The organism is Streptomyces sp. NPDC001480, from assembly GCF_042894725.1.
Classification (GTDB): domain Bacteria; phylum Actinomycetota; class Actinomycetes; order Streptomycetales; family Streptomycetaceae; genus Streptomyces.
Genome location: NZ_JBIAVX010000001.1, coordinates 740,016 through 761,253 on the forward strand (window position 1 = coordinate 740,016; position 21,238 = coordinate 761,253).

20 protein-coding genes are annotated in these 21,238 nt (G+C 72.8%); 7 read left to right on the forward strand and 13 right to left on the reverse strand.

The features are described 5' to 3' along the window. The first annotated feature begins 42 nt into the window (after positions 1–42). Positions 43–636 carry a DinB family protein gene (locus ACFY01_RS03500; protein WP_390733941.1) on the forward strand — a complete coding sequence of 198 codons (594 nt, stop codon included), beginning with the start codon at positions 43–45 and terminating at the stop codon, positions 634–636. Positions 637–648: 12 nt separating this feature from the next. Here ACFY01_RS03500 and ACFY01_RS03505 read toward each other — a convergent pair whose 3' ends face one another. The 3 genes from ACFY01_RS03505 to ACFY01_RS03515 form a co-directional block, all read right to left on the reverse strand. After that, positions 649–2,289 (reverse strand): ABC-F family ATP-binding cassette domain-containing protein, encoded by a 1,641-nt coding sequence (locus tag ACFY01_RS03505; RefSeq protein ID WP_390733942.1) that lies wholly within the window; start codon positions 2,287–2,289, stop codon positions 649–651. Positions 2,290–2,325: 36 nt separating this feature from the next. Further along, positions 2,326–3,360: an oxidoreductase gene (locus ACFY01_RS03510; protein WP_390733943.1), complete on the reverse strand. Its 1,035-nt coding sequence runs from the start codon at positions 3,358–3,360 to the stop codon at positions 2,326–2,328. Positions 3,361–3,483: 123 nt separating this feature from the next. Then, complete coding sequence (locus ACFY01_RS03515; protein WP_390733944.1) at positions 3,484–5,439, reverse strand: Xaa-Pro dipeptidyl-peptidase; 1,956 nt, start codon at positions 5,437–5,439, stop codon at positions 3,484–3,486. A gap of 171 nt (positions 5,440–5,610) precedes the next feature. Between ACFY01_RS03515 and ACFY01_RS03520 the strand changes: the two genes are divergently transcribed. Beyond that, entirely contained in the window at positions 5,611–7,104 is a 1,494-nt protein-coding gene (locus ACFY01_RS03520; protein ID WP_390733945.1) for a M1 family metallopeptidase, read from the forward strand. A 311-nt stretch (positions 7,105–7,415) separates the two neighbouring features. Here the strand turns inward: ACFY01_RS03520 and ACFY01_RS03525 are convergent, their stop codons facing one another. After that, positions 7,416–7,904 carry a macro domain-containing protein gene (locus ACFY01_RS03525; protein ID WP_390733946.1) on the reverse strand — a complete coding sequence of 163 codons (489 nt, stop codon included), beginning with the start codon at positions 7,902–7,904 and terminating at the stop codon, positions 7,416–7,418. A 59-nt stretch (positions 7,905–7,963) separates the two neighbouring features. Continuing rightward, positions 7,964–9,430, reverse strand: a complete 1,467-nt coding sequence (locus tag ACFY01_RS03530) for an amino acid permease (protein ID WP_390733947.1) — start codon at positions 9,428–9,430, stop codon at positions 7,964–7,966. 211 nt (positions 9,431–9,641) lie between these two features. Between ACFY01_RS03530 and ACFY01_RS03535 the strand changes: the two genes are divergently transcribed. After that, positions 9,642–10,379, forward strand: a complete 738-nt coding sequence (locus ACFY01_RS03535) for a MerR family transcriptional regulator (RefSeq protein ID WP_390733948.1) — start codon at positions 9,642–9,644, stop codon at positions 10,377–10,379. Here the strand turns inward: ACFY01_RS03535 and ACFY01_RS03540 are convergent. Genes ACFY01_RS03540 through ACFY01_RS03550 form a run of 3 tightly spaced genes read right to left on the reverse strand, consistent with a single transcriptional unit; the run spans position 10,374 to position 15,009 of the window. Continuing rightward, positions 10,374–12,557 (reverse strand): 3-hydroxyacyl-CoA dehydrogenase NAD-binding domain-containing protein, encoded by a 2,184-nt coding sequence (locus ACFY01_RS03540; RefSeq protein ID WP_390733949.1) that lies wholly within the window; start codon positions 12,555–12,557, stop codon positions 10,374–10,376. The two genes, ACFY01_RS03535 and ACFY01_RS03540, sit on opposite strands and share 6 nt — an antisense overlap. A 41-nt stretch (positions 12,558–12,598) precedes the next feature. After that, the gene (locus ACFY01_RS03545; RefSeq protein WP_390733950.1) at positions 12,599–13,813 is read right to left on the reverse strand and encodes an acetyl-CoA C-acetyltransferase; all 1,215 of its coding nucleotides are present in this window, start codon (positions 13,811–13,813) and stop codon (positions 12,599–12,601) included. 41 nt (positions 13,814–13,854) lie between these two features. Further along, positions 13,855–15,009: a CaiB/BaiF CoA transferase family protein gene (locus tag ACFY01_RS03550; RefSeq protein WP_390733951.1), complete on the reverse strand. Its 1,155-nt coding sequence runs from the start codon at positions 15,007–15,009 to the stop codon at positions 13,855–13,857. Positions 15,010–15,231: 222 nt separating this feature from the next. Here ACFY01_RS03550 and ACFY01_RS03555 point away from each other — a divergent pair, with 222 nt between their 5' ends. Next, a complete protein-coding gene (locus ACFY01_RS03555) occupies positions 15,232–16,410 on the forward strand; it encodes a saccharopine dehydrogenase family protein (RefSeq protein WP_390733952.1) in 1,179 nt (392 codons plus the stop codon). Between the two features lie 12 nt (positions 16,411–16,422). Here ACFY01_RS03555 and mmpA read toward each other — a convergent pair whose 3' ends face one another. Further along, entirely contained in the window at positions 16,423–16,569 is a 147-nt protein-coding gene (gene mmpA, locus ACFY01_RS03560) for a morphogenic membrane protein MmpA (RefSeq protein ID WP_390733953.1), read from the reverse strand. Between the two features lie 216 nt (positions 16,570–16,785). On the opposite strand from mmpA, the gene ACFY01_RS03565 reads away from it, so the two are divergent. Beyond that, the gene (locus tag ACFY01_RS03565; RefSeq protein WP_390733954.1) at positions 16,786–16,974 is read left to right on the forward strand and encodes a hypothetical protein; all 189 of its coding nucleotides are present in this window, start codon (positions 16,786–16,788) and stop codon (positions 16,972–16,974) included. Positions 16,975–16,984: 10 nt separating this feature from the next. Here the strand turns inward: ACFY01_RS03565 and ACFY01_RS03570 are convergent, their stop codons facing one another. Further along, a complete protein-coding gene (locus ACFY01_RS03570; protein WP_390733955.1) occupies positions 16,985–17,683 on the reverse strand; it encodes an endonuclease V in 699 nt (232 codons plus the stop codon). Positions 17,684–17,745: 62 nt separating this feature from the next. On the opposite strand from ACFY01_RS03570, the gene ACFY01_RS03575 reads away from it, so the two are divergent. Further along, the gene (locus tag ACFY01_RS03575; RefSeq protein WP_390733956.1) at positions 17,746–18,042 is read left to right on the forward strand and encodes a YciI family protein; all 297 of its coding nucleotides are present in this window, start codon (positions 17,746–17,748) and stop codon (positions 18,040–18,042) included. 10 nt (positions 18,043–18,052) lie between these two features. On the opposite strand, the gene ACFY01_RS03580 is transcribed toward ACFY01_RS03575, so the two are convergent. Together ACFY01_RS03580 and ACFY01_RS03585 are read right to left on the reverse strand one after the other, a co-directional pair. Further along, complete coding sequence (locus ACFY01_RS03580) at positions 18,053–18,391, reverse strand: plasmid stabilization protein (protein WP_390733957.1); 339 nt, start codon at positions 18,389–18,391, stop codon at positions 18,053–18,055. A 71-nt stretch (positions 18,392–18,462) separates the two neighbouring features. Next, entirely contained in the window at positions 18,463–19,575 is a 1,113-nt protein-coding gene (locus tag ACFY01_RS03585) for a WD40/YVTN/BNR-like repeat-containing protein (RefSeq protein ID WP_390733958.1), read from the reverse strand. 186 nt (positions 19,576–19,761) lie between these two features. Between ACFY01_RS03585 and ACFY01_RS03590 the strand changes: the two genes are divergently transcribed. Then, the gene (locus ACFY01_RS03590; protein ID WP_390733959.1) at positions 19,762–20,178 is read left to right on the forward strand and encodes an SsgA family sporulation/cell division regulator; all 417 of its coding nucleotides are present in this window, start codon (positions 19,762–19,764) and stop codon (positions 20,176–20,178) included. Here the strand turns inward: ACFY01_RS03590 and ACFY01_RS03595 are convergent. Then, complete coding sequence (locus tag ACFY01_RS03595; protein WP_390733960.1) at positions 20,175–21,011, reverse strand: isocitrate lyase/phosphoenolpyruvate mutase family protein; 837 nt, start codon at positions 21,009–21,011, stop codon at positions 20,175–20,177. The genes ACFY01_RS03590 and ACFY01_RS03595 overlap by 4 nt on opposite strands. Positions 21,012–21,238 lie beyond the last annotated feature (227 nt).

Consider the following 21,238-nt stretch of genomic DNA (forward strand, 5'->3'; position numbering starts at 1 on the left):
AACCGGTGGTCCGGCCGATCACCGGGCGGCGAGACTGGCCCCATGCCCGCAACCGATCCCAAGACCGACCTCCAGGTGTACCTTCAGGACGCCCGCGACGTGCTGCTGTGGAAGCTGGACGGCCTGTCCGAGTACGACGTCCGGCGGCCCCTCACCCCCACCGGCACCAACCTGCTCGGACTCCTCAAGCATCTCGCCGGTGCCGAGGCGCTGTACTTCGGCGCGACCTTCGGACGGCCCTTCGACGACGGGCCCGCGCTGTGGATCACCGGGGACGCCGAGCCGGACGCGGACCTGTGGGCGCGGCCCGAGGAGAGCCGGGAGGAGATCACCGGCCTGTACCGGCGGGCGTGGGCCCACTCGGACGAGACGATCGCCGCACTGCCCCTGGACGCGGTGGGCCAGGTGCCCGGCGGGCCGGGGAACGACATCACGCTCCACCGTGTCCTCACCCACATGATCGCCGAGACCCAGCGGCACGCCGGGCACGCCGACATCGTCCGGGAGTTGATCGACGGAGCGGCGGGGCAGCGTGAGAAGGGCCTCAACATGTCACCCGGGGACGCCGAGGCCCGGCGGGCGCACCGCAGCCGTGTGGAGGAGGCGGCCAGGGCGGCGCGACTCCGGTACGCCTGACGCTTGCTCACCTCAGCGCTCGGTCACCTTGCCGGCCGCGACCTCCAGGCGGCGGGTCACCCGTACCGCGTCGAGCATCCGCCGGTCGTGGGTGACCAGGAGGAGCGTGCCCTCGTAGGAGTCGAGGGCCGACTCCAGTTGTTCGATGGCGGGCAGGTCGAGGTGGTTCGTCGGCTCGTCCAGGACGAGGAGGTTGACGCCGCGGCCCTGGAGCAGGGCCAGGGCGGCCCGGGTGCGTTCCCCCGGGGAGAGGCTCGCGGCCGGGCGCAGCACATGGTCCGACTTCAGGCCGAACTTGGCCAGCAGGGTGCGCACCTCGACCGGTTCGGTGTCGGGGACGGCCGCGCAGAAGGCGTCCAGGAGGGCCTGCGGACCGTGGAACAGCCCGCGGGCCTGGTCGACCTCGCCGACCAGGACACCCGAGCCGAGCGCCGCGTGCCCGGCGTCCAGGGGGATCCGGCCGAGCAGCGCGCCGAGGAGGGTGGACTTGCCCGCGCCGTTGGCACCGGTGACCGCGACCCGGTCCGCCCAGTCGATCTGGAGGGAGACCGGCCCGAAGGTGAAGTCGCCGCGCCGTACCTCCGCGTCCCGCAGCCAGGCCACGACCGAGCCGGAGCGCGGGGCCGCCGCGATCTCCATGCGCAGTTCCCACTCCTTGCGGGGCTCCTCGACGACTTCGAGGCGCTCGATCATGCGCTGGGTCTGGCGGGCCTTCGCTGCCTGCTTCTCGCTGGCCTCGCTGCGGAACTTGCGGCCGATCTTGTCGTTGTCGTTGCCCGCCTTGCGGCGCGCGTTCTTCACGCCCTTGTCCATCCAGGCGCGCTGGGTCTGCGCCCGGTCCTGGAGGGCCGCCTTCTTGTCGGCGTACTCCTCGTAGCCCTCCCGGGCGTGCCGGCGGGCCGTCTCGCGTTCCTCCAGGTAGGCCTCGTAGCCGCCGCCGTAGAGGTTGATCCGGTGCTGGGCGAGGTCGAGTTCGAGGACCTTGGTGACCGTGCGGGTGAGGAACTCGCGGTCGTGGCTGACGACCACGGTGCCGGCGCGCAGTCCGGAGACGAAGCGTTCGAGGCGCTCCAGGCCGTCGAGGTCGAGGTCGTTGGTGGGCTCGTCGAGCAGGAACACGTCGTAGCGGGAGAGCAGCAGCGAGGCGAGACCCGCGCGGGCCGCCTGGCCGCCGGAGAGGGAGGTCATCGGCTGGTCCAGGTCCACGGCGAGGCCGAGGGAGTCGGCGACCTCCTCGGCCCGCTCGTCCAGGTCGGCGCCGCCGAGGCCGAGCCAGCGCTCCAGGCTCGCCGCGTAGGCGTCGTCGGCGCCGGGCGCGCCCTCGACCAGCGCCTCGGTGGCCTCGTCCATCGTCCGCTGGGCCTCGGCGACACCGGTGCGGCGGGCCAGGAACTCCCGTACGGTCTCGCCGGGCCGGCGCTCCGGCTCCTGCGGGAGGTGCCCCACGGTCGCCGTGGGCGGGGAGAGCCTGAGCTCGCCCTCTTCCGGCACGGCCAGTTGGGCGAGCATCCGCAGCAGCGTGGACTTGCCCGCTCCGTTGGCTCCGACGAGCCCGATCACGTCCCCGGGGGCGACGACGAGGTCGAGGCCGGAGAAGAGCGAACGGTCGCCGTGGCCGGCGGCGAGGTTCTTGGCGACGAGGGTGGCAGTCATCAGGACGCCGATCCTAACGGCCCGGCCGCCCGCCGCTCAGCCGGGTTTCCCGCGGCTCACCGCCGCCGCCAGCACGCTCTCGGACGTCCTGGCCACCACGAAGGCCTCCCCCTTCACCGTCCTCACGTCCAGCGCGATCCGGTGCCGCCCGGCTTCCAGCACTCCGTCGAAGACCTCATGGGCGTGGGTCCGGGAGAACCGGCCGAGGTGGTACGCCGTGACGCGCACCCGGCAGGGCGAGGCGACCTCGACCACCGCTCCGCCGCCGCCGGCCGCCAGAGCGATCAGACGCCGCTGTGCGACGGGGCCGCGGTCCAGGGCCTGTTCGACCTGCGCGACGAGCAGCGGGACGATCGGGGCGAGGCCGTCGACGAAGACCGCGGTGATCCCGGCCCGCTCGAACACCCGGCGGGCGGCGGCCCGTTCGTCCTCGCCGAGGGCGGGGCCGAAGGCGACGGCGCCGTACGGGCGCAGCTCCTCGGCGGGTACGTCGTCGATGTCGGGGGTGATGTCGGCGCCGATGCCGGTGGAGCGCAGGGCGGCGGCGAGCCTGGCGAGCAGGCCGACGCGGGTGCCGATCAGCAGGACGCGGCGGCGGGGCGGGGGGCCCTCGCCGTCGAGCAGGGCACCCAGGGCCGCCCGGTACTCGGGCCCGTGGAAGCGGAACGGCCCTACGCCGTGGTAGCCGTTGAGCTCGAGGTCCGAGTGGGCGTCCGTCTGCCAGGCGAAGTCCCGCCAGACGTAGTCGTCGCCGTCCCGTTCGATGACGGCGGTGACCGCGCCGCACGCCAGGTCCGCGCACTCGGGGCAGCGGTAGATGACGAACCGGCCGCCCGGGAGCGGCGCCCCGGTCTGGAGCAGCAGGCCGCGGACCTGGGCGGTGAAGATCGCGGGCGGCACGTCGGAGGCGAGCGGGGAGACGGCGTCGAGGTCACGGAGCCGCGGCAGCAGCGGGCGGCCGTCGACCACGAAGTCCAGGAAGTCCCGGTGGAGCTGATGGCCGCCGTCGGCGAGGACACCGCCGGCGCGCGTCGCCGGTGCCAGGCCGAAGGTCGCGTGTGCGGCGGACATGCCGTGAGTATTCCCGGAGGGGGACGAATCCGAGCGCGCCATGACATGTTCCGCGACAGCCACCCGCAACCGCCGTCACGCCGGGGTGGCGGCCGGGCCGGTTCGCCCGGCCGCCCGGTCCCGTCAGCTGCCGGGGACGTGCCGGATGGTGCGCGGTGCCCGCACGCCGTCCAGGGTGGTGGCCTTCGGCGCGGCGGAGGTGCCGCCCGAGGTGGCGCGGGTGAACGCGGCGGCGCCGCCGACGAGCGGCACCCGGGCCGAGGTACGGGCCAGGTCCAGGGTGAGCTTCGGGGTGGTGGACGGCGGATCGATGAGGTCCTTGTCCGTGCCCGCGACGATCAGCGCCAGGCGGTGGCCCTTGGGGACGACGTGGTCGGTGGCCGCGAGGTCGAGCGTGATGGTGTACGCCTTGCCCGGGGTGAGCGGGACGCCCTTGCGGTCGGAGGCGTAGTTGCCGAGGTCGGCCCAGCCGCGGCTGAAGACCGTGTAGTCGACGGCGGCCGTCTTCGCCCGGGTCGCCTTGAAGCAGGCGCTGTCCCCGGCCGTGCTCGCGCCCCAGCAGGTGCGGTCGGTGAGCGTGGTGATGCCCTCGGCGTCGTCCGCGTAGTCCCGGATCGTGTCGGGACCGAGGTCGACGAGGACGGCGGACAGGTGGGCCGTCGAGGTGGTCGGGGTGGCGGTGACGGTGACCTTGGAGGAGCCGGACAGGCGGAGGTCACGGGTGAGCGGCCGGGTGATGAAACCGGCCTTCGCGGCGGTCGGCCGGGTGACCTGCGCGGCCCAGTCGGTCTCGCTCAGGCGCGGGTCGTCGGTGAAGGTCTCGGTGCCGGAGCCCTTGCGCAGGCCGAGGGTGCCGACGCCCGCCTGCGGGCCGGTGGCCGGGCGGAGCGTGGTGGCCCGCGTACCGCTCGGCGGCCAGACCTTCGAGGTGGCCCACTGGTCGGGGTGGCGCTCGATGTCGGCCATCGGCTCGCGGTCGATGCCGTTGGCGTAGCCGAGGAGTTCGTGGTCGAACCAGCGGTGCACGGTCTCGACCCAGTCAGCGCGCCGGTAGTCGAAGGGGTCGACGTGTCCGGTCTGGGAGAGCCAGATCTTGCGCTCGACGCCGTGCCCCGCGAGGGCGTCCCACCACTGGCCGAAGTGCTTGGTGCGGACGTTGAGGTCCTGCATGCCGTGCACGAGGAAGACGCTCGCCCGTACCTTGCCCGCGTCCTTGACGTAGTCGCGTTCGGTCCACAGGGGCGTCCAGTCGCCGGTGCGCGGGGCCCCGTCGACAAGTTCGCGCTGGACGGCGGCGCACTTGGCGTGGGCGCCGTCGCTCTCCACCGCGTCGGACAGCGCGTCGGGGCCGGAGTCGTACAGCGGGGCGCCCTTGGCGAAGTAGTAGTCGTACCAGGAGGAGATGGCGCTGATCGGCACGATCGTCTTCAGGCCCTTGACGCCGGTGGCGGCGACGCCGTTGGCGATGGTGCCGTCCCAGCTCTTGCCGATCATGCCGGTGCGGCCGTTGGTCCAGGTCGCCTTGACGGTGGTGGTGCCGGTACGGCTGGTGTAGGCGCGGGCGCGGCCGTTCAGCCAGTCGACGACGGCCTTCGCGGACTGGATGTCGCTTCGGCCGCCGATGTCGATACAGCCGTCGGAGCGGTTGGTGCCGGCGAGGTCGACGCCGACGAAGGCGTAGCCGCGGGGTACGAAGTAGTTGTCGTAGAACAGCGGCATCCGCACGACGTGGCCGCTCGCGTCGTAGGTCTTCGTCTGGCTCTCGTTGCCGCGCCCGCAGCAGGAGTAGTACGGGCTGGCGTCCATGATGACGGGGATCTTGCGGCCCTGCCGGGCGGGTTCGCTCGGCCGGACGATGTCGGCGGCGACGCGGTCGGTCCTGCCGTCGCCGTCGGCGTCGAGGCCGGTGTCCACCCAGACGGACTCCCGGACGGCGTCGGCGTAGGAGTAGACCGGCCGGCTCTCCCTCGGGGCCGGGGCGGCGTGGGCCGCTGCCGGGGTGAGGAAGGCGGCCATGAGAACGGCGACGGCCGCTGTCGCGGACGTTCGCCAGATCGTGAAGCGCGTGCGTTTCGGCATGCGCGGACGTTACCCCGGTCAACTCCCGTTCAGAAGGGGGCATATGAGTGGCCGTCGGTTCGTGACGGCCGAATGGCGATCGTGTGACAGGGGGTGCTGTGGACACGCCCGGAGCCACAGGGTCTGAATAGGCTCCGAACAGACTTGTCGTCCCTACGACTTGGAGCTGACGTGCACCGCAGAATCCTCGCCCCGGGCGCACTCGCGGCGGCCTCCCTGCTGCTGGCGATCCCGGCATCGGCCGCGAGCTACGCACCCGGCGCACCGGGCATCGGCGACCCCTACTACCCGTACTACGGCAACGGCGGTTACGACGTCTCCCACTACGACCTGAGGCTCCAGTACCAGCCGGCGACGGACGAACTCCAGGGCACCGCGACGATCCTGGCGCGGACCACCGAGGACCTGTCCCGCTTCGACCTGGACTTCCTGCTGGACGTGAGCGAGGTCCGGGTCAACGGCGCCAAGGCCGCCTTCGTCACCTCCGGGCAGCACGAGCTGGAGATCACCCCGAAGACGCCGCTGGCGAAGGGCACACCGATCACCGTCGTGGTCCGCTACAGCGGGGTGCCGTCGACGAAGAGCGCGTACGGGTTCTCGACCTGGCACCGCACCCCGGACGGGGCCGTCGCGGCGGACGAGCCCGAGGCCGCCTGGTGGTGGTTCCCCAGCAACGACCACCCGCTGGACAAGGCCACCTACGACGTGTCGGTGGCCGTGCCGGACGGCACCCAGGCCCTCTCCAACGGCACGCTCCAGTCGACGAGCTCGAAACTCGGCTGGACCCGCTACAGCTGGCGGCAGAACAAGCCGCAGGCGACGTATCTGGCCACCCTCGCGGTCGGCAAGTTCGACATCACGACCAGCACGTCCGAGGGCGGTGTCCCCGTCGTCAACGCCTACAGCAAAGACCTCGGCGACAACGACGGGGCGGCGCGGGCGAGCGTGGAGCGGACCGGGGAGCTGGTGGACTGGCTCAGCGGCTACTTCGGGCCGTACCCGTTCGCCTCTGCGGGCGGCTACGTGCCGAACACCACCACCGGGTACGCGCTGGAGACGCAGACCCGGGTGTACTACAGCCCCAAGCAGTTCGGAAACGGCTCCAACGCCTCCGTGGTGGTGCACGAGCTGGCGCACCAGTGGTACGGCGACGACGTGTCGCTGAAGGGCTGGAAGGACATCTGGATCAACGAGGGCTTCGCCCGGTACGCGCAGTGGCTGTGGTCCGAGCACGAGGGCGAGGGCACCACGCAGGAGCTGGCGGACTACGTGTACGCCTCGCACCCGGCCGACGACCCGTTCTGGACGGTCGCGCCCGGTGACCCGGGCCCGGACAACCAGTTCGACGCCGCGGTCTACGACCGGGGCGCGCTCGCCGTCCAGGCGCTGCGCAACGAGGTCGGCGACGACGCCTTCTTCGCCATCCTCAAGGGCTGGCCGAAGGAGCACGCGTACGGCAACGCCTCGGTGGCCGACTTCCGCAAGTACGCCGAGCAGGTCTCCGGCAAGCCCCTCGGGACGCTCTTCGACACCTGGCTGTTCCAGCCGTCGAAGCCGTCCGCGCCCGCCGCCCGCGCCGCGTCGGTCGCGAAGCCCGCGGCGGCGCCCGTCCGGCCGAGGTCATGGAAGAAGATCGAGGCGACGAACGACGTGCACGGACGCTGACGCGGCCCTGGCCGGGAGCCGGGAGCTCGCCCCGTCTCCCGGCCGGGGCTGGGCTAGGCCCCGTCGCTCACCGCCGGGCCGCTGCCGCGGGCCCGCGTCCGACGCCGGCGGCGTGGTCGCCGGCACCGTGGCCCGGCGCTTGCTCGCGGGCACGCGGCCCCGGCGGTCGCGGGCAGGAAGGGGCCCCGCCCGCGCGCCTCGGCCGGGGCGACGCTCGTGGCCTGCGCGCGGCGCGACGGGCTCGTCCTGGGCCGGGTCGCCGGGGGCCGGGGCGCCGAGGGCCCGGCCGGGGCCGGGTGCGCCCGGTGGGCTCAGCCCGGCCCCTCCCCGTGGTCGTACACCGTCACCGCGATCCCGCGCTCGACCAGCCGTTCGGTGATCAGCGGCTCGATCCGGGACCACTTCCCGCCGGCGAGCCCGCAGCCTATGCGGGGCATGTGCACGGACGCGCCGAGTCCGGCCGCTTCGTCGGCGAGCCGGCCCAGGGCCGTGCCGATCGCCTCGTAGCGGACCGGGACGCCCTTGCTTCCCGTGCGCACACCGCGCTGGCCGACCATGTTGGCCACCCACACGTACCGCTCGACGCGGACCATCTGGACCGCGCCGAGGCCGAAGTCGTTCGCCGCGCGGTCGCGGTGCCAGGCGCGGTACGCGGCCTCCGGCTCCGGCCAGCGGCGCGAGAGGGCCAGCACGAAGCCCTTCCCCCAGCCGCCGATGTCGTTGCAGACATGGGCGATCACCTTGACGCCCTTGACCGACGGCACGGTGGCGTCACCCCGGACATATGAGATCCCCGACATGACGCCACCGTAGAGGCCGCCACTGACAGTGGCCGTGACCTGCTGCTTCGCCCGCTGCCTCAGTTGCCGAGGGCGCTCAGCTCCTGTTCGGCCGTCCGTGCGACCCGGCGGCGCACCCCGAACCAGCCGCCGATCAGCAGTACGGCGATCAGCGGGATGAGGAACAGGGTCCTGCGGCCGACCTCGGGGTCGTTCCACATCATGCCGAGGCAGGCCAGCAGGAATGCGATCGTGGTGATCTCGGTGACCGGGCTGAACGGCAGGCGGAAGTGCGGCCGGATGACCTCGCCGGCCCGGGCGCGCCGGACGAAGACCAGGTGGCAGACCATGATGATCACCCAGGTGCTGATGATGCCGAGGGAGGCGACGTTCAGCACGATCTCGAAGGCCTGGCTCGGCACGAGGTAGTTCAGGACGACACCGGCCACGCACACCGCGCAGGTGAGCAGGATGCCGCCGTAGGGCACCTGGCTGCGGTTCATGCGGGCGGTGAACTTCGGCGCCGAGCCGGCCATCGCCATGGACCGCAGGATGCGGCCGGTGGAGTACAGGCCGGAGTTCAGCGAAGACATGGCGGCGGTGAGCACGACCAGGTTCATCACGTCGCCCGCGCCGGAGACGCCGATCTTCGACAGGACCGTCACGAAAGGGCTCTGGTCGGCGGAGTACACCGAGCCGGGCAGCAGCAGGGCCAGCAGGACGACCGAGCCGACGTAGAACAGGCCCACCCGCCACATGATCGAGTTCACCGCGCGCGGGACGACCTTCTCCGGCTCGGCGGTCTCGCCCGCGGCGACGCCGACCAGCTCCAGGGCGGCGTAGGCGAAGATCACGCCCTGCATGACGAGGACGACCGGCATCAGGCCGTGCGGGAGGACACCGCCGTTGTCCGTGATCACGCTCAGGCCGGGGGTGTGACCGTCCACGTGGTGCTGGGTGGCCAGCAGGAAGATGCCGATCAGCATGAAGGCGACGAGGGTGGCGACCTTGATGATCGCGAACCAGAACTCCATCTCGCCGAAGATCTTCACGGAGATCAGGTTCACGGCGAGGACCACCGCGAGGGCGATCAGGGCGAGCACCCACTGCGGGATCGCTGTGAACAGGCTCCAGTAGTGCGTGTACAGCGCGATCGCGGTGATGTCGGCGATGCCGGTGGTCGACCAGTTCAGGAAGTACATCCAGCCGGCGACGTAGGCGCCCTTCTCGCCGAGGAACTCGCGCGCGTACGACACGAAGGATCCGGAGGAGGGCCGGTAGAGGACCAGCTCGCCCAGGGCCCGCACGACGAAGAACGCGAAGACGCCGCAGACCAGGTAGGCCAGGGCGAGCGCCGGTCCCGCGTTGTGCAGGCGGCCGCCGGCGCCCAGGAAGAGTCCGGTGCCGATGGCGCCGCCTATGGCGATCATGTTGACGTGGCGGTGCTTGAGGTCCTTGCTGTAGCCGGCGTCGCCCGCGTCCGCGGGTGTGCTGGTCGCCCGGGGGTGGTCGGCGACCTGTGCCGAGTGCACGGCGTCCTTGCTCACGGGTGGTTCCACTTTCTGGTGCCCCGGGATGTCGTGACCCCGGGTGTCCGAACGTGTTCCGGCCCGCACCACCCTTGTGTCGCGGCACAGACCAAGCAGGCAGCTTCCCCGCGGCATCCCCGGCCATGCGATGGTCCACATCACACAGCGGCACTTCTCACATGGCCGTCACATGTTTCACAGTGCTGGTGGGACAGCGATACTGCTGCACATGACGACCGATGCCGAGACCGATACCGAGACCGGCGCCGACGACGGTGCCGGGGAGCCGACCCTGACCGTCGACGAGCTGGCCGCCCGCGCGGGCGTCACGGTCCGCACGGTCCGTTTCTACGCCGCCAGGGGCCTGCTGCCGCCGCCGGTGATCGGTCCGCGCCGGGTGGGTCACTACGGGCCCGGGCACGTGGCCCGGCTGGCCCTCGTCGAGGAGCTCCAGCAGCAGGGCATGACGCTGGCCGCGATCGATCGGTACCTGAGGCAGCTGCCGCCGGATCTCACCCCGCACGACCTGGCCATCCACCGGGCGGTGGTCGCGTCCTGGGCGCCGGACACCGAGGAGACGGTGTCCCGGGGGGAGCTCCAGCGGCGCGCGGGACGGCCGCTGACCGAGGAGGACGTGGCCCGGCTGACGGCGATGGGCGTCGTCACGGCCGCCGACGGGGAAACGTTTCGGATCGACTGCGGGCTGCTGCGGCTCGGCGTCCGGCTGCTCGACGTACCGCTGTCCCAGGACGCGATCCTCGCGGCGCGCCAGGTGCTCGTCGAGCACTCGCGCGCCGCGGCCCGCGAGCTCTCCCAGCTCTTCCGCGGCGAGGTGGCGGAACGTGACACCCAGGACGTGAAGTCCCTGTCGGCGCACATGCACCCCTTGGTGGTGCAGGCGCTGCTGACGACGTTCCAGCGGTCGCTGCGCGAAGAGCTGGGCGAGTGGCTCACGAAGGAGTCATGAGCGGGCCGAGTCGGTGAACCGCTCCCCCTTCTCCGCCTTCTCCACCAGCAGCGCGGGCGGGTCGAAGCGCTCGCCGTAGCGCTCGGCGAGCTCCCGCGCCCGGGCGACGAATCCGGGCAGGCCTCCTTCGTAGCCGTTGATGTACTGGAGCACGCCACCGGTCCAGCCGGGGAAGCCGATACCGAGGATCGAACCGATGTTGGCGTCGGCGACGGAGGTCAGGACGCCTTCCTCCAGCAGCCGGACGGTGTCCAGCGCCTCGGAGAAGAGCATGCGCTCCTGCATGTCCTCGAACGGGATCTGAGCGCCCTCGCGCGTGAAGTGCTCGCGCAGGCCCGGCCACAGTCCGGCCCGCCTGCCGTCCTCCCCGTACTCGTAGAAGCCCGCGCCGCCGCTGCGTCCGGTGCGACCGAACTCGTCCACCATGCGGTCGATGACCGCCTCGGCGGGGTGCGCGGTCCAGGTGCCGCCCGCCTCCTCCACGGCCCGCTTCGACTCGGTCCGGATCTTCCGCGGGAGGGTGAGCGTCAGCTCGTCCATCAGGGACAGCACCTTCGCCGGGTAGCCCGCCTGCGCGGCGGCCTGCTCCACGGAGGCCGGCTCGATGCCCTCGCCGACCATCGCCACGCCCTCGTTGATGAAGTGGCCGATCACCCGCGAGGTGAAGAAGCCGCGCGAGTCGTTGACGACGATCGGCGTCTTGCTGATCTGCCGGACCAGGTCGAAGGCGCGCGCGACGGCCTCGTCGCCGGTCCGCTCCCCCTTGATGATCTCCACCAGCGGCATCTTGTCGACGGGCGAGAAGAAGTGCAGGCCGATGAAGTCGCCCTGGCGTTCGACGCCCTCGGCGAGCGTGGTGATGGGCAGGGTGGAGGTGTTGGAGCACAGCAGCGCGTCCGGGGCGACGACGTGCTCGATCTCCTGGAACACCTTGTGCTTGAGCGCCGGGTCCTCGAAGACGGCCTCGATCACCGCGTCGCAGCCGGCCAGGTCCTGCGCGTCGGCGGTCGGCGTGATGCGGGCCAGCAGCGCGTCCGCCTTCTCCTGGGTCGTACGGCCCTTCGCGACGGCCTTGGCGCACAGCTTCTCGGAGTAGCCCTTGCCCTTGACGGCCGCCTCCAGGGACACGTCCTTCAGGACGACGTCGATGCCGGCGCGGGCGCAGGAGTAGGCGATGCCCGCGCCCATCATCCCGGCGCCGAGGACGGCCACCCTGCGGACCTTGCGGGGCTCGACGCCCTGCGGGCGGTTGGCGCCGGAGTTGACGGCCTGGAGGTCGAAGAAGAACGCCTGGATCATGTTCTTCGACGTCTGGCCCGCGGCCAGTTCGACGAAGTAGCGGGACTCGATCACCTGGGCGGTCTCGAAGTCAACCTGGGCGCCCTCCACGGCGGCCGCGAGGATGTTCCGGGGGGCCGGGTAGGGGGCGCCGCCCGTCTGCTTGCGCAGCGTGGCGGGGAAGGCGGGGAGGTTCGCCGCGAACTTGGGGTTGGCGGGCGTACCGCCGGGGATCCGGTAGCCCGGCCTGTCCCAGGGCTGCTGGGACTCGGGGTTGGCGTCGATGAAGGCGCGGGCCTTGGCGAGGAGCTCCTCGGGGGTGGCGGCCACCTCGTCGACGAGGCCGTTGTCCAGGGCGCGCCGGGGGGTGTACTGGGTGCCCTGGAGGAGGACCTTCAGGAGGGCGTCGGCGATGCCGAGCAGCCGGACGGTGCGGACCACGCCGCCGCCCCCGGGGAGCAGGCCGAGGGTGACCTCGGGGCAGCCGATCTTCGAGCCGGGCGCGTCGAGGGCGACGCGGTGGTGGCAGGCGAGGGCGATCTCGTAACCGCCGCCCAGGGCCGCGCCGTTGATCGCGGCGACGACCGGCTTGCCGAGGGTCTCGATGCGGCGCAGGTTCCGCTTGATGGCGAGGCCGCCGTCCAGCAGTTCCTGTGCGGTCTCGGGGGTGACCCGGATCAGGTCGCGCAGATCGCCGCCCGCGAAGAAGGTCTTCTTGGCGGAGGTGAAGACGATGCCGCGGATGTTCTCCCGCTCCGCCTCCAGGCGGTCGGTGATCGCGGCGAGGGAGTCGCGGAACGCCTGGTTCATGGTGTTCGCGGACTGGTTCGGGTCGTCGAGTACGAGGGTGACGACACCGGTGTCGTCCTGCTCCCAGCGGATGGTGGTGCTCTCGGTCATGACAGTCGTCTCCGTTGAAGTGTCGTGATTCCGCGGGGAGTTCAGATGCGCTCGACGATGGTGGCGATGCCCATGCCACCGCCCACGCACAGCGTGGCGAGGCCGTACCGCTTGTCCTGGCGTTCCAGTTCGTCCACGAGGGTGCCGAGGATCATCGCGCCGGTCGCGCCGAGCGGGTGGCCGAGCGCGATGGCGCCGCCGTTGACGTTGACCTTGTCCAGGGACAGGCCCATGTCCTTCACGAAGCGCAGCACGACCGCCGCGAACGCCTCGTTGATCTCGACCAGGTCGATGTCGTCGATGCTGAGGCCGGCCTTCGCGAGGGCCTTGCGGGTGGCGGGGGCGGGGCCGGTGAGCATGATGGTGGGCTCGGAGCCCGAGACGGCGGCGGAGACGATCCGCGCGCGCGGGGTGAGGCCGTACCGCTCGCCGACCTCCTTGGAGCCGATCGCGACCAGCGAGGCGCCGTCCACGATGCCGGAGGAGTTGCCCGCGTGGTGGACGTGGTCGATCTTCTCCACCCAGTGGTACTTCTGGAGCGCGACCGCGTCGAAGCCGCCCAGCTCGCCGATGTCGGCGAACGAGGGCTTGAGCCCCGCCAGGGAGTCGGCGGTGGTGCCCGGGCGCGGGTGCTCGTCGTGGTCGAGGACGACGAGGCCGCTGCGGTCCTTGACCGGGACCACCGAGCGGTCGAAGCGGCCCTCCTTCCAGGCGGTGGCGGCGCGCTCCTGGGACAGGGCCGCGTACTCGTCGACGTCCCGGCGGGTGAAGCCCTCGATGGTGGCGATGAGGTCGGCGCCGATGCCCTGCGGCACGAAGTTGACGGCGAGGTTGGTCATCGGGTCGTTGAACCAGGCGCCGCCGTCGGAGGCCATCGGCACCCGGGACATCGATTCGACACCGCCGGCGAGGACGAGGTCCTCGAAACCGGAACGGACCTTGGCGGCGGCCATGTTCACCGCCTCCAGGCCGGAGGCACAGAAGCGGTTCTCCTGGACCCCTGCGACCGTGTCCGGCAGTCCGGCGGCGATGGCCGCGATCCGCGCGATGTCGGAGCCCTGGTCGCCCACGGGGCCGACGACACCGAGGACGATGTCGTCGATCGCCGCCGGGTCCAGCCTCGGGAAGCGGTCGCGGAGCTCGTGGATGAGGCCGACGACCAGGTCGATGGGCTTGGTGCCGTGCAGGGCGCCGTTCGCCTTGCCGCGGCCGCGCGGGGTGCGGATCGCGTCGTACACGTACGCTTCGGTGCTCACTGGGGTGCCTTTCGCGGGAGGTGGGCCGGCCGGCGGCGGGGTCAGTCGCCGTCCCGGGCGGGATCGTCGTGGTGGGCGAGCGCGGGTATGTCCCAGTCCCGGGCCACGGCCGCCGTGTCGGCGCCGGGCCGGGCGGGGCCGGTGCGGACGGTCGTCGGGGTGGCCAAGAAGCGGGGCGCGGGCGCGGGCTGGGTGATGCCGCCGTGCTCGGTGAAGGTGCCGCGAGCGGCGAGGTGCGGGTGGTGCGGGGCCTCCCCCAGGGACAGCACGGGCGCCACGCACGCGTCGGTGCCCTCGAAGCGGGCGGTCCACTCGTCCCGGGTACGGGACTTGAAACGGGCGGCGACCTGCTCGCGCAGCTCGCCCCAGCGGGACCGGTCCTTGCGGGCGGGGGCCAGTTCCTCCAGGCCGAGCAGGCGCAGGAACTCCTCGTAGAACTGCTGCTCCAGGGCACCAACCGCCATGTACCCGCCGTCGGCGGTCTCGTAGGTGCCGTAGTACGGGCAGCCGCCGTCCAGCAGGTTGGCGCGGCGCCGGTCCTGCCAGCCGCCGGCGGCCAGCATGCCGTGGATCATCGCAGCGAGATGGGCGGCGCCGTCGACGATGGCCGCGTCGACGACCTGGCCGGTGCCGGTCGCGCGCGCGTGGTGCAGTGCGGCGAGGACGCCGACGACGAGGTAGAGCGAGCCGCCCGCGTAGTCGCCGAGGAGGTTGGCGGGGACCGCGGGGGGTCCGTCCGGGTCGCCGATCATGCCGAGGACGCCGGTCGGGGCGAGGTAGGCGATGTCGTGGCCGGCGCGGTCGGCCAGGGGGCCCTGCTGGCCCCAGCCGGTCATCCGGCCGTAGACCAGCGCGGGGTTGCGGGCGAGGCAGGCGTCGGGGCCGACGCCGAGGCGCTCGGCGACGCCGGGACGGTAGCCCTCGATGAGGATGTCGGCCCGTCCGGCCAGGTCGAGGACGCGGGCGGGGCCGCCGTCGGACTTCAGGTCGACCAGTACGGAGCGCTTGTTGCGGTTGGTCACGTCGTACGCCGGGTCGATGCCGAGCGGGGCGCCGCCCGGCCGGTCCACCCGGACGACGTCGGCGCCCAGGTCGGCGAGGAGCATGCCCGCGAACGGGCCGGGCCCGATGCCGGCCAGCTCGACCACGCGCACGCCCGTGAGCGGGCCGTGTCCCGGCGTCCCTGCCGTGGTCATCCGCGCACCCCCAGTCGATGTGACACAACCGCTGTAACACTGCTGATGCTAAGAACACGTTCCATCGGACACAAGGGCTGGACAAGCAAGCGCTTAGCCAAGTTACCCTGCGGACCCGGCGCCCGGCGCGGCCGGCGTCATGGGCCTGGCCGCCGGGCACCGTGTTCCTCACGCTAGCCTCAGCCACCGACAACGGCGCGGAGTGCACGACCGAAGGGTGTCATGAGCAGGCTGAACAGGACGGATCGTCCCTACGACATCGTGCTCTTCGGGGCCACCGGCTTCGTCGGCTCACTCACCGCGGAGTACCTCGCCGCGCACGCCCCCGAGGACCTGCGCTGGGCGATCGCCGGCCGCAGCGAGCGCGGGCTGGCCGAGCTGCGGGAGCGGCTGCCGGGGGGCGTGGACGTGGGGGTCCTCCAGGCCGATGTGACCGATCCGGACGCGTTGCGCCGACTGGCCGAGAACGCGCGCGTGGTGGCCTCGACGGTGGGTCCGTACATCCGGCACGGCGAGCCGCTGGTCGCCGCCTGCGCGGACACGGGGGCCGACTATCTGGACCTGACCGGCGAGCCGGAGTTCGTGGACCTGATGTACGTCCGCCATGACTCCCGCGCGCGGGAGACGGGCGCCCGGCTGGTGCACGCCTGCGGCTTCGACTCCGTGCCGCACGACCTGGGCGCCCACTTCACCGTCCGGCAGCTGCCTCAGGGCGTGCCGCTGACCGTGGACGGCTACGTCAGCCTCGACGCGGCCTTCTCCGGCGGCACCTTCGCATCGGCGCTGAACCAGTTCGCGCGCGGGCGGCAGATGCTGGCCGCCGCCCGGGAGCGCGGCCGGCACGAGCCGCGGCTGATCGAGCGCCGGGCGTCCGCGCCGACGGGTGTGCCGCGCTTCGCCAAGGACGTCGGCGCCTGGGCGCTGCCGCTGCCGACCATCGACCCGCAGATCGTGCGCCGGTCGGCGAAGGCCCTGGACCGGTACGGCCCCGACTTCCGCTACCGGCACTACGCGGCGGTCAAGCGCCTGCCTGTCGCCCTGGGCGGGGTGGCGGCGGTGGGCGCGGTGGCCGCGGCCGCCCAGCTCCCGCCGGCCCGGCGCTGGCTGTCCGGCCGGCTCAGGCCCGGGGACGGGCCGAGCGCCGAGAAGCGCGCGAAGAGCTGGTTCTCGGTCCGGTTCGTCGGCGAGGGCGGTGGCCGGCGCGTGTTCACGGAGGTGGCGGGCGGCGACCCGGGCTACGACGAGACCGCCAAGATGTTCGCCGAGGCGGCCCTGTGCCTGGCCTTCGACGACCTGCCGCCCACGGCCGGCCAGGTCACGACGGCGGTGGCGATGGGCGACGCGCTGACGCGGCGGCTCCGGGGGGCGGGGATCACCTTCCGGGTGGCGGCTTCCTTCTGAGCCACTCGCCGGTCAGGCGGACCACGCGAGCATGGTGTACAGCATGCCGCCTATCCATGCGACCCCCGCCAGCACGGCGAGGACGAGAGCGGCCGTCACGGCGCGTTCGACGGGCCGGCCGGGGTCGGACAGGGGCTGCGGGGAACGGTGTGTCGTCATGGGGCACAGCCTGCCGCCGGCCCCGGGGCGGCCACATCCGTACACGTACTCAGACGGCGCAGTGGCCCCTGAGTACGCCTCCGGCCGCCCGCCTTCCCCCCGCTTTGAGACTTGCGGGCACGGTGCGGCGTCCTCACCTGCGGCCTTGAGCCGTCAAGTGCCAAAGGGCACGTCAATGAAACGATTGAAGCCCAAGGCCGACGGAGGGAGACGCACGTGAAGTTCGTACTCGAGGTCACGCTGGACGACGGCGCGGCGGCCGAGGACAAGGCCGAGGAGCTCGGGCGGATCCTGCGCTACTGGGGCGGGAACCTCGGCCATTACGCGCTGGTGCCGGGGGACGGCTCGGCCGTCTACGACTCGGAGTACCGGGAGGTCGGCTCCTGGAGCGTCGGCGCCTCCTGAACCGCCCCCCTCAGTCGCTCCCCTCGGTCGCCTCCCGCAGCGCGCGCCGGCACAGCGCGTCCGCGCGGCGCGTGGTCTCGGGGATCCGGTAGGCCCGGGTCAGCGCCAGTGTGTGCGCGCACGCGTTGTCGAGGCTCATCCGGTGGCCGACCGAGACGAACACCGGCTTGACGGCGTCCCGGGTGCGCAGGGCGCGGCCGACCTCCTCGGTGCCCGACAGGAGCGGGGAGCCGCTGCCGCGCGCGGGCGCCGGGTCGTCGTGGGTGAAGGTGAAGGGGTTCTTCGCGACGCCGATCGTGGGCAGGCCGGTGAGCACGCCCAGATGGCTGGCGAGGCCGAAGCGGCGCGGGTGGGCGAGGCCGTAGCCGTCGCAGACGACCAGTCCGGGCGGGCAGGGCAGTGCGCCGAGGGCGGCCAGGACGGTGGGGAGTTCCCGGAAGGCGAGCAGGCCCGGCACGTACGGGAAGGAGACACGGCCGACGGCCGTCGCCTCGGCGACCACGTCCAGGGTGGCCCCGTCGAGGACGACCGCCGCCGCCGCGACGACGTCCCGTTCGTCGTCGTAGGCCACGTCGACGCCCGTCACACGGCCGGAGCCGGGCAGCGGCCCCGGCTCGTCCAGGACCACCCGCGCGCGCAACTCGTCCTGGACGGCGCGGGCCTGCTCCTCGGTGGCGGGCCAGCCCGCGGGGATCCGTACGGTCGTCATGGTGCGGACGAGCCTACGACCACGCCCACCAGGGGCACCGCACCAGGGGTACGCTCGTGATCATGTTCGTACTGGAGCTGACCTACACCGCGCCCCTCGACGCCGTGGACGCCCTGCTGCCCGACCATGTGGCGTGGCTGGAGGAGCAGTACGAGAAGGGCTCCTTCCTGGCCTCGGGACGCAAGAACCCCCGCGACGGCGGGGTGATCCTGGCCGTCGCGGGGGACCGCGCCCGCATCGAGGAGATCGTCGCGGGCGATCCGTTCGTCGTCGCCGGTGTGTGCGCGTACCGCGTCACCGAGTTCATCGCCACGAAGACGGCTCCGGAGCTGGCACGCCACCGGCAGACGCTCGGCTGAGCGTCGCGGCTCATCCCTTCTTGGCGTCCAGCGCGCGCCGCAGCTCGTCCTTGTTCATGTGCGAACGGCCCTCGATGCCGCGCTGCCTGGCCTCGTTGTACAGCTGGTCGCGGGTCGGGCCCTGGGAGCCGGCCCGGTTGCCCGACCGCTGGCCGCCGCGCTCGCCGGACGACTTGTCCTGCGTCGAACTGCGGCTGGCGGTCCTGGACTCGCCGGAGCGAGCGCGTTCCTTGTTCACCGTCCGCGAGGCGATCTCCTTGGCACGTCCCTCGCTCTCGCCCCGGTCCTGCGCGCTCTTCTTGATGTGCTCGTACTGACGCTCACGCTTGGGGCTGGAACCGGCTGGCATGATCGCTCCTTTCCTTCCCGGTGGGGCGCCTTTGCGGCAGGTGACGAGTACCCGGCTCGCGGGGACTTAGCTCACCGTTCCAGCCGTGCCACCCGGCCCTGCTCCCCCGCCGCCCAGCAACTCAGGTCCGGGGTGCAGTCGACGGTGTCGTACGAACCGGTGTCGAGGGTCTTCCAGGTGCGTCCGCCGTCCGCGGTGACGTCGGTGCCGGTCGGGCCGACGGCGAGGGCGGCGGTGCGGCTGTGCGGGAGCCAGGCGGCCCCGGAGCGGTACGCGGGCGAAGGTGTGGCCGCCGCCTGCCAGGTGCGTCCGCCGTCCCGGGTGACCGCGGCGGCCCTCGGGGAGGGCTGGTCGGCGCGGTAGTCGCCGCCGACCGCGAGGCCGTGGGTGCGGTCACGGAAGGCGAGCGCGAACACGCCGCGTGCGGGATCGCCCGCGGGGACCGGGGTGTCGGCGGCCGTCCAGGTGAGGCCGCGGTCGGCGGAGTGCAGCACGCGCGCGCGTGCGCCGCCGCCGGTGGCCAGCCAGACGTCCTTCGGACCGGAGGTGACCAGGCACTGGCCGCTCGCCGCGAAGCCCGCCTCGCCGTCCAGCGCGGCCGGCATGCCGTCGGCGGGAAGCACCCGCCAGGTGCGTCCGCCGTCGGCGGTGGACAGTATGCGGAACCTGCCGTCCACCGGGTCGCTCACCGCCAGGCCGTGGCGGCGGTCGAAGAAGGCCATGCAGTCGTAGAAGGCCTTCTGGTCGGTGTTGCGGAAGGACTCCGTCCAGGTCGCCCCGCCGTCGTCGGTGCGGTAGACCCGGGACGCCTCGCCCTCGCCGATGGCCAGCACCACCGCGCGCCGCGCGTCGAACGCCGCCACGTCCCGGAACTGGAGGTCCGCGGCGCCCGGCGGGGACACGTTCCGCCAGCTCGCCCCGCCGTCGGTGGTACGCAGCACCGTGCCGCCGGTCCCGGCCAGCCAGGCGGTGTCCCGGTTCACGGCCGCGAGCCCGCGGAACCGTGTCTGCGGCGCCCCGCTGTCCTTGAGCGCCCAGTGCGGCGCCCGGTGCTCCGGCGTGTGCGCCTGGGCCGGTACGACGGTCAGCACGGCCAGCGCCACCCCGCACACCCCCGCCGCCACCGCTCCCGCCGGCCGTCGAACCTTGCGTCCCGTCGGTGTCGCGTTCCCCGAGCGCCTCATGGCGGGCGAAGCTAGCCCACTGTCCGGGCCCCGTCCAGACGGCCTCGGTTCGGTGCGCGCGTGCATGAACGCGGTGACAGAGGTCACTAGCGATACGTGTGCACGGAGTGGCCCGTTCCGTCGTCTCTTCCAGTGCCCGGTCTCACACCCCGGAAGTCCGTCCAGCCGTCACGAGGGAGCAAGGCGTTGTCCACCGTCATCGAGCAGCCCGTAGAGGCACGCCTCGTCGCCGCCGCACCGCGCATGCCGAGCATTCCCGCCACGCTGCGCTACGACCGGCGCGACCCGTTCGCCGTCCGCATGACCTTCCCCGCCCCGGCCACCCTGGAGGGCGTCGAGGTCTGCTGGACCTTCGCCCGCGAGCTGCTGACGGCCGGTCTGAAGTCCCCGGAGGGCCACGGCGACGTGCGGGTGCGGCCCTACGGGTACGACCGCACCGTGCTGGAGTTCCACGCCCCCGAGGGCACCGCCGTCGTGCACGTGCGCACCGGCGAGATCCGCCGCTTCCTCCAGGCGACCAACGACCTGGTGGCCTCCGGCCTGGAGCACCTCCAGCTCGACCTCGACCACGACCTGGCGGAGCTGATGCGCGACGCCTGCTAGCGCTCCCGCGCGAGCAGCGCGTTGAGCTCGCCGTAGTCGAGCCCCTCGGCCAGCGCCCCGCAGGTCCCCGCGCCCAGCAGCTCCCGCGCGGCGCGACGGGCCACGGCGTACGCCGCCTGGGCCACACTCGACCCCGCGCTCACCCGGGCGACGCCGAGCGCGGCCAGCTCGGCGACCGGCGGCGCGCCCGGGCCCACCAGCACGTTGAGCGGCCCGTCGACGCCCTCGACGAGCACCTTGACCGTCCCCGGTTCGACGGCCCCGGGGACGAAGATCCCGTCGGCACCCGCGGCGCGGAAGGCGGCGGCCCGCTCCAGAGTGGCGTCGATGTCCCCGCCGCCGCGCAGGAAGGTGTCGATGCGGGCGTTGACGAACAACGGCACTCCCTGCGCGTCCGCGGCCTCCCGGGCGGCCGCGATCCGCTCGGCCTGTTCGGCGACCTCCCGCAACGGGGCCCGCCCCGTCGCGTACAGCGCGTCCTCGATGTTGATGCCGACCGCACCCGCCGCGAGCACCGCCCGGACGGTGTCGGCGACACCCTCGGGGTCGCCGGCGTACCCGGTCTCGATGTCGGCGCTGACCGGGACCCGCACGGCCCGGGCCACGCGCGCGACGGCGTGAAGCGCCCGGTCCCGGTCCAGCCGGTCGCCGTCGGCGGCGCCCAGGGCCCAGGAGACCCCGGCGCTGGTGGTGGCGACGGCGGCGGCGCCCGCGTCCTCGGCGAGCCGGGCGCTCATGGCGTCCCAGGCGTTCGGCAGGACGAGCGGCCGTCCCGGGACGTGCAGGGAGCGGAAGGCCAGGGCAGGGGCGCGCAGGGAGATCTGATGCGTCATGGGGCCCACCCAACCAGCCGCGGCGGGGCGGAGGCTGGCAGGAATCCGACATGGATGTGACCCCCCGTAAATTCCGTTGACGCCGCCCACCCACCCTCCTACGGTGTACATCGCTTCTGTTGCCGTCGATCGGAGAAGGACGTTGCTCGTCTGAGGTCCTGAGACACCGCGCCCCACGCCACGTGGGTGTGCGCGCGTGCGACCTCGGCGTCCGAGCCGTCCTCCGG